The 13647-nt window shown below is 67.7% G+C and carries 14 protein-coding genes; 7 read left to right on the forward strand and 7 right to left on the reverse strand.

The window, feature by feature from the left end:
- Positions 1-129: 129 nt before the first annotated feature.
- Complete coding sequence (nadB, locus tag ABIC65_RS20005) at positions 130-1734, reverse strand: L-aspartate oxidase (protein WP_354311076.1); 1605 nt, start codon at positions 1732-1734, stop codon at positions 130-132.
- A gap of 93 nt (positions 1735-1827) precedes the next feature.
- Here nadB and ABIC65_RS20010 point away from each other — a divergent pair, with 93 nt between their 5' ends.
- The 3 genes from ABIC65_RS20010 (at position 1828) to ABIC65_RS20020 (ending at position 3661) form a co-directional block, all read left to right on the forward strand.
- Positions 1828-2721: an alpha/beta hydrolase family esterase gene (locus tag ABIC65_RS20010; RefSeq protein ID WP_354311078.1), complete on the forward strand. Its 894-nt coding sequence runs from the start codon at positions 1828-1830 to the stop codon at positions 2719-2721.
- The gene (locus ABIC65_RS20015; RefSeq protein ID WP_354311079.1) at positions 2702-3145 is read left to right on the forward strand and encodes a hypothetical protein; all 444 of its coding nucleotides are present in this window, start codon (positions 2702-2704) and stop codon (positions 3143-3145) included. Before ABIC65_RS20010 ends, ABIC65_RS20015 begins: the two co-directional genes overlap by 20 nt.
- A 102-nt stretch (positions 3146-3247) precedes the next feature.
- Positions 3248-3661 (forward strand): hypothetical protein, encoded by a 414-nt coding sequence (locus tag ABIC65_RS20020; RefSeq protein WP_354311081.1) that lies wholly within the window; start codon positions 3248-3250, stop codon positions 3659-3661.
- 23 nt (positions 3662-3684) lie between these two features.
- Here ABIC65_RS20020 and ABIC65_RS20025 read toward each other — a convergent pair whose 3' ends face one another.
- Positions 3685-4602, reverse strand: a complete 918-nt coding sequence (locus ABIC65_RS20025; RefSeq protein WP_354311082.1) for an ABC transporter ATP-binding protein — start codon at positions 4600-4602, stop codon at positions 3685-3687.
- Positions 4603-4669: 67 nt separating this feature from the next.
- Here ABIC65_RS20025 and ABIC65_RS20030 point away from each other — a divergent pair, with 67 nt between their 5' ends.
- Positions 4670-4900 carry a zinc-finger domain-containing protein gene (locus tag ABIC65_RS20030; protein ID WP_064310624.1) on the forward strand — a complete coding sequence of 77 codons (231 nt, stop codon included), beginning with the start codon at positions 4670-4672 and terminating at the stop codon, positions 4898-4900.
- A gap of 49 nt (positions 4901-4949) precedes the next feature.
- Positions 4950-6377, forward strand: coding sequence for a metalloprotease TldD (gene tldD / locus ABIC65_RS20035; protein ID WP_354311083.1), 1428 nt, complete (start codon positions 4950-4952; stop codon positions 6375-6377).
- On the opposite strand, the gene ABIC65_RS20040 is transcribed toward tldD, so the two are convergent.
- Positions 6378-6674 carry a CcdB family protein gene (locus ABIC65_RS20040; protein ID WP_354311084.1) on the reverse strand — a complete coding sequence of 99 codons (297 nt, stop codon included), beginning with the start codon at positions 6672-6674 and terminating at the stop codon, positions 6378-6380.
- Entirely contained in the window at positions 6675-6920 is a 246-nt protein-coding gene (locus tag ABIC65_RS20045; protein ID WP_010542665.1) for a type II toxin-antitoxin system CcdA family antitoxin, read from the reverse strand.
- A 50-nt stretch (positions 6921-6970) separates the two neighbouring features.
- On the opposite strand from ABIC65_RS20045, the gene ABIC65_RS20050 reads away from it, so the two are divergent.
- A complete protein-coding gene (locus ABIC65_RS20050; protein WP_294329564.1) occupies positions 6971-7186 on the forward strand; it encodes a putative signal transducing protein in 216 nt (71 codons plus the stop codon).
- Here ABIC65_RS20050 and ABIC65_RS20055 read toward each other — a convergent pair.
- The 3 genes from ABIC65_RS20055 to ABIC65_RS20065 form a co-directional block, all read right to left on the reverse strand.
- Positions 7176-8393, reverse strand: coding sequence for a UbiH/UbiF/VisC/COQ6 family ubiquinone biosynthesis hydroxylase (locus ABIC65_RS20055; RefSeq protein WP_354311087.1), 1218 nt, complete (start codon positions 8391-8393; stop codon positions 7176-7178). The two genes, ABIC65_RS20050 and ABIC65_RS20055, sit on opposite strands and share 11 nt — an antisense overlap.
- Before the next feature lie 80 nt (positions 8394-8473).
- Complete coding sequence (locus ABIC65_RS20060) at positions 8474-9820, reverse strand: Gfo/Idh/MocA family protein (RefSeq protein WP_354311089.1); 1347 nt, start codon at positions 9818-9820, stop codon at positions 8474-8476.
- The gene (locus ABIC65_RS20065) at positions 9817-10887 is read right to left on the reverse strand and encodes a Gfo/Idh/MocA family protein (RefSeq protein WP_354311091.1); all 1071 of its coding nucleotides are present in this window, start codon (positions 10885-10887) and stop codon (positions 9817-9819) included. Before ABIC65_RS20065 ends, ABIC65_RS20060 begins: the two co-directional genes overlap by 4 nt.
- Positions 10888-11191: 304 nt before the next feature.
- On the opposite strand from ABIC65_RS20065, the gene ABIC65_RS20070 reads away from it, so the two are divergent.
- The gene (locus ABIC65_RS20070; protein ID WP_354311093.1) at positions 11192-13579 is read left to right on the forward strand and encodes a DNA translocase FtsK; all 2388 of its coding nucleotides are present in this window, start codon (positions 11192-11194) and stop codon (positions 13577-13579) included.
- Positions 13580-13647: the final 68 nt, after the last annotated feature.

Below are 13647 nucleotides of genomic sequence, written 5' to 3' on the forward strand. Positions count from 1 at the left end.
CGCACCGCAACCAACCTCTTGCCCACTTCCATCATGCGTCTGCCCCTAGAGGCGGCAAAGCAAGGGATTCCCGCAATGCGACGAAGCGAGTCGGTGGAGCGACGAGGCGTGGGCGCGTCCGCAACCCGATCAAGGCACCAGCACCGTGTCGACCGCGTCCGGCAGCGTGTCCGGATAGTCGAGCGTATAGTGCAGCCCGCGGCTTTCCTTGCGGTGCAGCGCCGAGCGGACGATCAGGTCGGCGCTCTCCAGCAGGTTGCGCAGCTCGATCAAATCGGGGGTGACGCGGAAATGGCCGTAATAGTCGGCGACTTCCTCGCGCAGCAGCTTAATGCGGTGCGCGGCGCGCTCCAGCCGCTTGGTGGTGCGGACGATGCCGACATAGTTCCACATGAAGCGGCGGATCTCGGTCCAGTTCTGCTTGATCACGACTTCCTCGTCGGAATCGGTCACCCGGCTCTCGTCCCAGTGGCGGATCGCCGGCGGCGGCGGCAGGTCGCCCCAATGCGCGGTGATGTGATTCGCCACCGCCTCGCCGAACACGAAGCATTCGAGCAGCGAGTTGGAGGCCAGGCGATTTGCGCCGTGCAGCCCCGACTGGCTGACCTCGCCCGCGGCATAGAGCCCCGGCAGGTCGGTCCGCCCGTCGCGATCGATCATCACGCCGCCGCAGGTGTAATGCTGGGCGGGGACCACCGGGATCGGCGCCTTGGTCATGTCGATGTCGAGGTCGAGCAGCCGGTGGTAGATGGTCGGGAAGTGATGCTGGACGAACTCGGCGCCCATATGGCTGATGTCGAGGTGGACATAGTCGAGACCGAGCCGCTTGATCTCATGGTCGATCGCGCGCGCCACGATATCGCGGGGCGCCAGCTCCAGCCGGGAATCGAAATCGGGCATGAAGCGGTGGCCCGCCTCGTCGCCGGCCTCGGGGGGCAGCAGCAGATGCCCGCCCTCGCCGCGTACGGCTTCCGTGATCAGGAAGTTCTTGACGTCGAGATTGTAGAGGCAGGTCGGGTGGAATTGCATCATCTCCATGTTCGAGATGCGGCAGCCCGCGCGCCACGCCATCGCGATCCCGTCCCCGGTCGCGCCGCGCGGGGCGGTGGAGAAGAGATAGGTGCGCCCCGCCCCGCCCGTCGCCAGCACGGTCGCGCGGGCGGTGAACAGCTCGACCCGGTTGGTGCCTCGGTTGAAGGCATAAACGCCCCAGACATTGCCCGCGCCCGAATAGCGGAGTTCGTGCCGGCTGGTGGCGAGGTCGATCACCACCATGTCGGGCACCAGCGTGATGTTCGGATGCGCCTGCGCCGCGCGGAGCAAAGCCGTCTGCACGGCGAGGCCCGTGGCATCGTCGACATGCGCGATACGCCGGTGGCTGTGGCCGCCCTCGCGGGTGAGGTGCAGCGCATTGCCCTCGGTATTGAACGGCACGCCGAGCTGGACCAGCCGCTCGATCGCGGCGGGGGCGTTCTCGACCACCATCTCCACCGTCGCGCGGTCGTTGAGGCCGGCGCCGGCGACCATCGTGTCCTCGATATGGCTCTCGAAGGTGTCGCCGTCCTCTAGCACTGCGGCGATCCCACCCTGCGCCCAGGCGGTCGAGCCCTCGGCAAAGCCGCCCTTGGCCAGCACCGTCACCTTGAACTTGTCCGCCAGATGCAGCGCGGTGGTGAGCCCCGCCGCGCCGGAACCGAGGACCAGGACATCGCTTTGGTGATTGGTGTCGGACAAAGAGGCACTCCTTTGCGGCGCTTAAAGCGCGCATGGGCGGGGTTCCGCAATCCCTACCCGTGGGCATAAGGGGTTAGCGAATAGGAGAGATGCATGCGGCTGGGCTGGTGGATCGGAGTGGCGGCGCTGTTCGGCAGCGGCTCGGCGCAGGCGGCGACGTGCCGGCTCGGGCCAGCGGGAACGACGGTGCCGGTGGCGATCGAAGGCACCGGGCGCTCGATGCTGGTGCATGTGCCGGCCGGTCGCAGCGCCGCGCGGCTGCCGCTGGTGTTCGTGTTCCACGGCAGCACCGGCAAGGGCTCCGACATCCTCGCCCAGTCCAAGCTGGAGGCGACCGCGGACCGCCACGGCTTCCTCCTCGCCGCCCCCGACGGCGGCATCCCGGCGGAAGGCGGCTTCGTCTGGAACATCCCCGGCGTGCCGACGGTGACCGGCAAGGTGCCCGGCCCCGACGATGCCGACGACGTCGCCTTCGTGAAGACTGCGATCGACCAGTTGGCCGCCAAGGGCTGCGTGGACCGGTCGCGCGTCTACGCCACCGGCTATTCGGGCGGCGGGCGGCTGACCTCGTGGCTCGGCTGCGTCGCGGCGGACCGCTTCGCCGCGATCGCCCCGGTGGTGGGCCTGCGCGCGGGCAATCCGCTGAAAGAAACGCCGCGCGTCCCCGATCCGGCGACCTGCACGCCCACGCGCCCAATGCCGGTACTGGCATTCGCGGGCGATGCCGACACTACCAATCCGATCCATGGCGGCGGCGCGGGCTATTGGCAGTACACGATGCACACCGCGCTGGTCCGCTGGGCGGATCTCAACGGATGCCGCGCGGGGCCGGTGGAACGCGTGATTCCGCCGGAGGTGAAAGAGGAGCGCTTCAGCCGCTGCTCGGGCGCCGCGGACGTGGCCGGTCGGGTGAAGCACGGCGCCGGCCATGTCTGGGTGGCGGACAACGAGGCGATGTGGGCGTTCTTTGGAAGACATCGGCGGTGACGGCTCGATGACGAAATGGCCGCTTCTTTGTGGTGTGCTGTTCCTTCTTGTCGGATGCGGCGCGGATTCGATGTGTTCTTCAAAAACGTTGCAGGTCGCGCGTGACCCGGGGAGCGATCGTTTCGCTGCTACGATCGTCAGAGACTGTGGGGCGACGACGGGGTATGTGACGGCGATCTTGATCGGTCACACGGCGGAATCGTCAAAAGCCGCCACCGAGGTTTTTGTCGCCGACAGCGACCATGGTGCCGCAGATGATGCTGGCGGTGGCGCAATCTGGACGAATGTCGTCTGGATCGCTCCTGGCAAGCTGGCCGTCGCCCATGCGTCGAAAGCGCATGTTTCCAAGCAGCTGCCCTCTGCGACGGGAGCAAGCATCACTTACAGGGCGAGCGATCCGCTTTCATCGCCGCTGGTGGATTGAACGCCCGCTGCACCACCTCGGCAAGAACGCGAGAGGCCACAGCTTTCGACCGGACGACGGCAGAGCTTGCGATAGCTTCTTGCGCATGACACGCTGTCTGGCGTGAAGCGATCGAGAGCAATCCTTCTCAGTATCGCGGGGATCGTCGCGCTCCTGATCCTGACCCTGCCCTATTGGGGCATGGGCCCTGCCGTTTTCCTCGATTCCGAGCGCTCGGTCATTTCACGTTCGTGGTCTCCCGACGGGAAGCGCGTTGCCCAAGTGGAACGTGTCGTCGTTGGCGGCGAGCCTTCGATCGTCATCCTCGTCCGGCGATCCTGGGAGCCAGACTGGTATCTGACGGGCTGTGTCGCGGCGTCGCATTATCAAGACCAGCAAGCCCGAATTGAATGGGCCTCGAACACTCGTCTGATCATCTTCCAAGGCGGCCCGCAAAGCTACTGGGACAAGTCTGCCCCGTTCCATAACAATCCATGCAGCGACGTTACGGCCATCTTCCAGAAGACGAACTCATAGAAGCCGCCGAGACAGATCGCCTCTTACGCCGCCCGCGTCAAATTCAGGAACACATCCTCCAGGTCCGCCTCGCGGGTCGACACGTCGACGATCCCCAGCCCCGCCGCCTGCACTGCGCCCAGCACCTCGCCCGCGTTCGCCTGGTCCTTGCGGTAGGTGATCACCAGCACCCGCTCGCCCTTCAGTTCCACCTTCTGGAAACAGGCATTGTCCGGCGCGCTCGCGATGTCGCGGTCCACCGTCACCTCGACCACCTTTTCCTGCGCCATGCCGACCAGCTCGCGCGTGGGCTTGTTGGCGATCAGCTGGCCGTGGTTGATGATCGCGATGCGGTCGCACAGCTCCTCGGCCTCTTCGAGATAGTGCGTCGTCAGCACCACCGTCACGCCACGCTGGTTGAGCTGCTTCACATAGGCCCAGAGCTGCTGGCGCAGTTCGACGTCGACGCCCGCGGTCGGCTCGTCGAGCACGATGATCGGCGGCGAATGCACCATCGCCTTGGCGACCATCAGCCGCCGCTTCATGCCGCCCGACAGCGTGCGCGAATAGGCATCGGCCTTGTCCTCCAGGTGCACCGCGCGGAGCAGCGCCATTGCGTCGAACTTGTCCTTCGCCACGCCGTACAGCCCGGCCTGGATCTCCAGCGTCTCCTTCGGCGTGAAGAAGGGGTCGAACAGGATCTCCTGGTTGACGATGCCTATGCTCGCCTTGGCGTTGCGCGGGTGCGCGTCGATGTCGAAGCCCCAGATCGAGACCTTGCCGTCGGTCTTGTTGACCAGCCCGGCGAGAATGTTGATCAGCGTCGACTTGCCCGCGCCGTTGGGCCCGAGCAGGCCGAAGATCTGCCCGCGCGGCACGTCGAATGTCACCCCGTCCAGCGCGCGCTTGCCGCCCTGATAGGTCTTGCACAGAGTGTCGATCGCGATCGCTGCCTGGGTCATGGGCCGCAGCTTTAAGACCCCGCGCATCCGATTGCGAGCCCCCGCGCGCTTTGCTAAGGCGCGGGACATGATCGCCCCGCCCGAAGTCATCCGTACCGCCCATGCCCGCGTTGCCTGCGACGGCACCGGCCCCGGCCTGCCCGCCGCGCTCGGTCATCCGCGCGTCTATCTGCAGATCGACGAGACCGGCTATGTCGATTGCGGCTATTGCGACCGCCGCTTCGTGCTGATCGGCGGCCCCGCCGACGGCGCCGACCAGAGCCAGCTGCCCGATCACCCGGCGGGTTCCAGCCTCTGATCGCCGCGGGAGCGCGTGACTCTGCGCACGCGCCTCCTATATCGGTAGGATGAGCATTCCCACCGATCCCCGCGCCTTCCTCTATCGCGACGGGCTCGATCCCGACGCTGCCGTTCGCCTGACCGCCGATGCGCTGGGACAGGCCGAGGATGGCGAACTCTATCTGCAATATCGCAAGTCCGAGGCGTTCGGCTTCGATGACGGCCGGTTGAAGACCGCCGCCTATGACACGCAATCGGGCTTCGGCCTGCGCGCGGTCTCGGGCGAGACGACCGCGTTCGCGCACGCCAACGAGATCAGCGCCGCCGCGATCCGTCGCGCCGCCGAGACGATGGCGCTGATCGATCCTGCCAAGCAGGGCAAGGCGCCCCCGCCCCAGGGCAACAACCGCCACCTCTACACCGATGCCGACCCGCTCGACCTGGTGCCCTTCGCCGACAAGGTGAATCTGTGCCAGACGATCGACGCCGCCGCGCGGGCCCGCGATCCGCGCGTGAAGCAGGTTTCGGTGAGCCTTACCGGCCAGTGGAGCGTGGTCGAGGTGGTCCGCGCCGACGGCTTCGTCGCCACCGATGTGCGGCCGCTGGTGCGGCTCAACGTCTCGGTGGTGGTCGAGCAGAACGGCCGCCGCGAAACGGGCAGCTTCGGCACCGGCGGGCGGGTGGTCTATGACCGGCTGTTCCAGCCCGAGACCTGGAACCGCGCGATCGACGAGGCACTGGCGCAGGCGCTGGTCAACCTCGATGCGGTCGCGGCACCTGCGGGCGACATGACCGTGCTGTGCGGCCCCGGCTGGCCGGGCGTGCTGCTGCACGAGGCGGTGGGCCATGGCCTCGAGGGCGACTTCAACCGCAAGGGCACCAGCGCCTTTTCGGGCCGGATCGGCGAGCGCGTCGCGGCGCCGGGGGTGACGGTGGTCGACGACGGCTCGCTCCACGATCGCCGCGGCTCGCTGTCGATCGACGACGAGGGCACGCCGACCCGCGAGACGGTGCTAATCGAGGACGGCATCCTCAGGGGCTATATGCAGGATCGCCTCAACGCCCGGCTGATGGGCGTCGAGCCGACCGGCAACGGCCGCCGCGAATCCTTCCAGCACGCGCCGATGCCGCGGATGACCAACACCTTCATGAAGGGCGGCAAGGACGATCCCGCCGAGCTGCTCGCCCGCGTGAAGAAGGGTATCTACGCCAAGAGCTTCGGCGGCGGCCAGGTCGACATCGTCTCGGGCAAGTTCGTCTTCTCGTGCACCGAGGCCTATCTGATCGAGAACGGCAAGCTGGGCGCGCCGATCAAGGGCGCGACGCTGATCGGCGACGGGCCGACCGTGCTCCACCGCGTCACCGGCATCGGCAACGACTTCGCGCTCGACGAGGGTATCGGCATGTGCGGCAAGGGCGGCCAGTCGGTGCCGGCGGGCGTCGGCCAGCCGACATTGCTGGTGGAAGGGCTAACGGTAGGCGGGACGGCGGCGTGATCAGCCGCTGCCGGTAAGCACGTCGATTGCGCCGAGGATGCGGAAACGCTCCTCGCCGAGCGATGCGACCCGCTCGCGGAGTTCGGCGGTTCGGATCGCCGCGGCGAATTCCGTCATCAGGACCAACGTCTCGCCGTTCACGTCGAATTGCGGATGCAAGCGCGGCGTTGTCGGCGCGCTTTCGCCCGGCTTCGCAAGCGGGATGACGAAGCGCGTACCGATGGTTGCCAGGTCATCGGCCTGGCAATCGATCACCAAGCCGCCACCCGCCAGTCGATGCACGTCGAACTGCGCCATTTAGAACAGGCGATAACGTTCGAGCGGCAGCCCGTTCTCTTCGACCCAGCGGTTATGGGCTTCCGCCCATTCGCGATTCTCTTCCTGCCAACGCCGATCGCGCTCTGCCTTGGCGGCGGCGCGGATCGCGGCTTCGCAAACCTGGGAGAGATTCAAACCTACTTCGCGCCCTGCTGCCACCACGCCCGTGTCGAGCGACAGGTTCACCGCCTTGCGCTTGCCGGACGCGATCGGATCGTGCTTCATGCGGATAAGCTATGCGCATGCCCCATGCGCGTCAATCATCGGAGGCCGCCATGGCCCTTGTCGAACTCGGCCGGTTCAATCGGCAGGAAGCCTTCATCGTCCAGGGCCGGCTGGAGGATGACGACATCCCCAGCTTCGTGTTCGACGCCGGCGCCAGCATCGCCGACGGCAGCTACCTGCTGATCCCGGTGCGGGTGATGGTCGACGACGAGGACCTCGCCGCCGCCCGCACCATCCTCGACGCGGCGGGTGGCCCTACGCCGTAATCCCCTGGAGCAGCTTGGGCACGTCGCCGCTTTCGCCGCGCGCCTCGCCCATGAACCAGTTCTTGAGCGGCGGGAGCTTGTCCACGGCCGCAAGGCCGAAGCGCCGCGCCGCATGGGGCAGCGCGCCGGGGATGCCGAAAAGCCGCGTCAGCCCGTCGGTCGCCAGCGCGACCATGAAGGTGTCGAGCCCGCGCCAGCGCTGGTAGCGCGCGAGCAGCTCGGGATCGCCCATGTCGAGCCCGAGGCGCTTGCCGTCGACCAGCACCTCGACCAGCGTCGCCACGTCGCGGAAGCCGACGTTGACGCCCTGCCCGGCGATCGGATGGATGCCATGCGCCGCATCGCCGACCAGCGCCAGCCGCTCGGCGGTGATCCAGGCGGCGTGGTGGAAGCCGAGCGGATAGGAGGAGCGCGACGAGAGCGGCCCGAGTTTCCCCAGGAAACCGCCCATCTTCTTCTCCGCTTCGGCCAGATAGGCGCGGTCGGAGATCTTGTGCATCGCCGCCGCGTCGCGGGCGTGGACCGTCCACACCACCGCCGAACGATGGCCGCGTTCGTCGTCGAGCAGCGGCAGGATCGCGAACGGGCCCTGCGGGTAGAAGATCTCGTAGGCGATGTTCTCGTGGCTGCGCTCATGATTGAGCGTCGCGATCATCGCGGCATGGTCATAGGTCCAGCGCGCGACCTTGAAGCCGGCCGAATCGCGGGTGGGGGAGTTGCGCCCCTCCGCCGCGATCAGCAGCTGCGCGCGCACAGTCGCGCCCGAATCGAGGGTCGCGACCACGCCGTGCGGGCCGCGCTCCACCGAAACTGAGCGGGTCTGCATCCGCACATCAGCCAAGGGGGCTGCCTGCGCCGCCTCGAACAGCGCGGTCCGCAACACGCGGTTCTCGAACATATGCCCGAGCGCCCCGTCATCGTCCTCCGGCGCGAAATCGAGCTTGCCCGGCGCCAGACCGTCGGAGACGCGGATGCCCTCGATCGGACACCCCTTCCCCGCCAGCCGCCCGGCGACGCCGATCGCCTCGAACATCCGCATCGGCGCGCTCGCGATCGCCGAGGCGCGGCCGTCGAAGCTCGCGCCGAGAATGGTTTCAGGGTCCGCCGGATCGATCACGATCGAGCTGATGCCATGCGCGTCGAGCGCAACCGCCAGCGCGCTGCCGACCAGCCCGCCGCCGAGGATGAGAATGTCCGCCTGGTCCATGGCCCTGCCCTAGCAGGTTCGCACGCGCCTGCCAGCCGTCAACAGGTGCAGGGGCGCCGAACCCCTGCACCTGCGCGACCTCAATGCTGGTGCAGCCGCTCGATGAAGCCGTCCATCCGCTTGGCGAGGAAGCCCGGCGAATAGCTGTCGCGATAGTTGCGCGGATCGGCCCTGGTCGAGGCCATCGGCTCGAAGGGTACGAAGCTCGTGGTCAGCGCGACCGCGCTGCCCATCGTGCCCGCGCCCTGGATCGCCAGCGTCAGTTCCGTCACGTGCAGGATGAAATCGGGCGGGATCGGGCACGGCTCGCCCATCCGCAGCGCGCGCGCCGTTTCCGCCACCCCGAGCATCTTGTCCTGCGCGCCGACCTCGCGGCGCTTGGCGCCGGCGACCAGCTTCTTGAAGAACGAGGTCTTGCCCGCGGCATTGGCGCGCATCGTCGCGAACGACTTCCAGTGGCGCACGAAGGGCAGCACCCGCCCGCCGACACCGAAGCCGCGGCCGAACAGCGGCTGGAGCCGCAGGCTGCGTGCCTTGCGGGCGTTGAGGCTGAGCTGCGAAAAGCGCTCGAGGAACACCGGCGACTGGTAGTGCCGATAGGTATCGGTGCTCAGCTCGCCCTCGTCGCCGATCACGCGCATGCGGTGGTCTGCCGGCGCAGCGATACTGCAGGTGACGCGCGCGGTGACGCCGCTGACGAAATCGAGCGTCGCTACCGAGAAATCGGGCGTGTCCGCCGGGTGCATCGGCTGGTCGGTCTTGTGCGGCACCACCACCTTGGAGAAGGCGGTGACCGAACGCACCGGGCCGAACATCGCCAGCATCCACACGAGATGGTAGCCGACATGCTCGAAGGTGCAGCCCATCTCATATTCGTGGATATAGGGCCAGGGCGCGCCGGTGCGGCTGCGCCAGGTCTCGGGCTTCATCAGGTAGATGGGGTTGTCGTCGAACTCGGCATAGATCAGCAGCGGCTTGCCGATCGCGCCGTCGCGCACCGCCTTCCACATCGTCTGGACGCTGTCGCTGAGGAAGTTGCACGGCGCGCTCGACAGGACGAGCCCGCGCTCCTCGGCGATGCGGAACAGCGTGCGCGCCTCTTCCAGATCGGTGGTGAGCGGCTTTTCCGAATAGACGTTCTTGCCCGCTTCGAGCAGCGCGCGGGTCAGCTCGAAATGGGCCTCGATGCTGGTGAGGTTGAGCACCAGCGTCACCGCGGGATCGTCGAGGATCGCCTGGAGATCGGGATAGACCGAGAAGCCGTAATAGTCGGACACCTTGGCCGAGCGCGCCAGGTCGATGTCGTACACGCCGCGCACGTCGATTTCCGGGTGCGCCCAGGCGGTGGTCATGTAATGGTCGAACACATAGCCGCAGCCGATGATGGCCACGCCCGTCTTGCCCGTGCTTTCGCCCTGCATCTTCATTTGCCCTGTCCCCCGATCCGTTCGCGCACTGTGTCCATGATTTCCATCACCGCGATGCTGTCGTCCAAGGTCATCTCCGGACTCTCCTTGAGCCCAGCAGCTAGGCAGCGGCCGACTTCCTCGACCTGATAGTGATAGCCGTTGCCGGCGAACAGCTGGCGGTCGACCTTGCCCCTGCGCGTGAGCAGGCCGTGGAGCTGCGACAATTTCTGCGGCAGCCCCTGTTCGCGGAGCAGCGCCTTGCGGCCGAGCCCGGTGTCGCTGCCCTTCCGCCGCGGGGTCATCCGCTGGAGCCGCACGCCATAAGGCCGAAAGATCGGGCCCTCGAACGCGACGCTGCCATGGGTGCCGCCGATCCGCAGCCCGTTGTCGCCGAGCGCGCGCAGGCTGGTGTTGACCGTCGCCACCACCCCGGCGGCGAAGCGCAGGCTGATCGCCGCGTCCTCCTCGACGCCGGTGTCGCCGATCCGGCCGAACGCCGCCACGCCCTCGGGCGCGCCGAACAGCCAGTGGAGCAGCGAGATCGGATAGACGCCGAGTTGGGCGAGCGCCCCGCCCCCGCGCTGCGGATCGAAGCTGGTGTTCGCAGCGTCCGGCTCGTTGGTGAAGCAGAAGGCGCCCTGCGCCTGCCGCACCTCGCCGATCGCGCCTTCGCGGACGAGGTCGCGCAGGCGGCGGGCGGCGGGATTGAAGCGGGTCCACATCGCTTCCATGCAGAACACGCCGTGCGCGCGGGCCGCATCGGCGATCCGGCGTGCCTCCGCCACCGAAGAGGCGAACGGCTTCTCGATCAGCACCGCCTTGCCCGCCTCGATACAGGCGATCGCGTGCCGCGCATGTTCGGAGGGCGGCGTAGCGATATAGGCGACATCGAAGGGCGACGCCGCGGTGACGCTGTCATAGCCCTCGGCCACCTCCGGAATGCCGAAGGCTTGGGCGAAGCGTCGGCCCGAGTCCGCGCTGCGCGAAACCACCAGGTGCGGCTTCGCACCGCGCGCATGAGGAAGACCCGAGACGAACTTCGCCGAAATCCCGCCGGTGCCAAAAATCGCCCAACGTGTGTCCACTACCGAATCCCCCAACATCGTTGCCGCGCAATGCACTGAAGCCGGGAATCCCAGCCCCGTTGCTGATAATGCTCGCGATTTCCACCAAAAGCAGCGACCGCGAATACGTTCCACAGGCGCATCGATTCCGGTGCGCAATTCGTTAACGGCATAGCAGGGAAGAACTTGCTGCGCTGCAAAATGTTCGACGGGACGAGTCCCGGATGCGATGGTACGCGTGCCGTAAAGCGCCGCGCCTTGACGGCGGAGTCCGCAGGCGCGATGATTCCGCCAAGTTTTTCCTTACAGATCCGGAGGCTGGGCGATGGCGTCCCGCGCAGAGGCGCCGCATTGGCGCGACACGATGAAGGCGGGCGTCCGTCGCGGCGGGTTCGTCCTGGCGGGCACGGCGCTGTTCGTGCTGACCGTCGCGCTCGTGCTGGCGCTGCTCAGCTACCATGCCTCCGATCCGGCGCTGAACACCGCCGCGGCGGGCCCTGCCCGCAACTGGCTGGGCCCGGTCGGCGCGTGGATCGCCGACATCCTCTACACGCTGGTCGGCCTGCCGGTGCTGCTGCTCGCCCCCGTTGGCCTGCTCGCGGCGCACCGGATGATGATCGACCGTCCGATCGAACGCCCGCGCCGGATGATAGGCAGCGCGCTCGCGGCCGCCGCGCTCGCCGCGATCGGGCTCGGGCTGCTGCATTTCGACTGGTCGCTGCCGCTCGACTGGCGGCTGCCCGCCGGCATGGGGGGCATGATCGGGCTGTCGATCGCGGGCGGCGTCGACTGGCTGATCGGGTTGGCGGGCGATCCCGCGGTGTCCTTCTGGGTCGGCCGCGGCATCGGCCTGCTGCTGCTGCTCGGCGGGCTGTGGCTGTGGTGGATGCGGCTGGAGTTCACCTCGCCCCTGCGCCTGTTCCGCATGCCGCGCTTCACCCGCTCGACCGGCAAGGATCGAATCGTCACCGCCCCCGAAGCCACGGGCTTCCGCGCCCGCCCGCAGACCGCGGCGGCATTCGACGAAGATCCGGACGCGGACGACGACCTGCCCTTCGATCGCGACCCGCCCCGCGCCGCGGAACCGCGCCGCGTGGTGGTGCCGGACAATCGCCCCGGCCCGGTGATCGCCGACCGCACCATCTCCACCGCGCCGGCCCGCGCCAAGCCGCCGGTGCAGGCCGCGCTCGACTTCAAGGACAGCTACCAGCTGCCCCCGCTCGACCTGCTGACCCCGCCCCCGGCCAACCGCACCGCCACGGTCGATAAGGCCGCGCTGGAGCGCAACGCCCGGCTGCTCGAAAGCGTGCTTGAGGACTTCCATGTGAAGGGCGAGATCGTCGAGGTCCGCCCCGGGCCCGTCGTCACCATGTACGAGCTGGAGCCGGCGAGCGGCATCAAGGCCAGCCGCGTGATCCAGCTGGCCGACGACATCGCCCGCAACATGAGCGCGATCTCCGCCCGCGTCGCCACCATCCCCGGCCGCACCGTGATGGGCATCGAGCTGCCCAATGCGACGCGCGAAGGCGTGAGCCTGCACGAGCTGATCGGCAGCCAGCAGTTCGAGGAACAGGGCGCTACCCTGCCGGTGGTGCTCGGCAAGAACATCGCCGGCGAGCCGGTGATCGCCGACCTCGCGCCGATGCCGCACCTGCTCGTCGCGGGTACCACCGGCTCGGGCAAGTCGGTGGGGCTGAACTGCATGATCCTGTCGCTGCTCTACCGGCTGACGCCCGAGCAGTGCCGGCTGATCATGATCGATCCGAAGATGCTGGAACTCAGCATGTACAAGGACATCCCCCACCTCCTCGCCGATGTGGTGACCGATCCGCCCAAGGCGGTGCGCGCGCTCAAATGGGCGGTGGAGCAGATGGAGGATCGCTACCGGATGATGGCCTCGGTCAACGTCCGCAGCCTGGCGAGCTACAACGACAAGGTCCGCACCGCCAAGGCCAAGGGCCAGACGCTCGGCCGCAAGGTGCAGGTCGGCTACGATCCGGAGACCGGCAAGCCGATCTACGAGGAAGAGACGCTCGACCTGCAGGTGCTGCCGCTAATCGTCGTCATCGTCGACGAGCTCGCCGACCTGATGATGACCGCGGGGAAGGAAGTCGAATTCCTGATCCAGCGGCTGGCGCAGAAGGCGCGCGCGGCGGGCATCCACCTGATCATGGCGACGCAGCGCCCCTCGGTCGACGTCATCACCGGCGTGATCAAGGCCAATTTGCCGACGCGGATCAGCTTCCACGTCACCTCGAAGATCGATTCGCGCACCATCCTCGGCGAACAGGGCGCCGAGCAGCTGCTGGGCAAGGGCGACATGCTCTACATGTCCGGCGGCAAGGGCATCACCCGCGTCCACGGTCCCTTCGTCAGCGACGACGAGGTGCAGGCTGTCACCGATTTCTGGCGCGCGCAGGGCGCCCCCGATTACATCTCGGCGGTCACCGAGGAACCCGAGGACGGCGGCTTCACCCTCGAAGGCGCGCCCGACGGGGAGGACAGCCCCGAGGAGCAGACCTATCGCCGCGCGGTGCAGCTGGTGGCGGAGAGCCAGAAGGCCTCGACCTCGTGGCTGCAGCGCCAGCTGCGCGTCGGCTACAACTCGGCGGCGCGGCTGATCGAGCGGATGGAGCGCGAGAATCTCGTCTCCAAGCCCGACCATGTCGGCCGCCGCGAGGTGCTGATGGATACCGACGGGCGGCCGCTCTAAGGGGATCCGTAACGGGATCGAATCGGGTGGGGTACGGGTTCACAGCCCGTTCAAGCCCCGCCCGCTAC

The organism is Sphingomonas trueperi (genome assembly GCF_040545665.1).
In the GTDB taxonomy this organism is placed as follows: Bacteria; Pseudomonadota; Alphaproteobacteria; order Sphingomonadales; family Sphingomonadaceae; genus Sphingomonas; species Sphingomonas trueperi_B.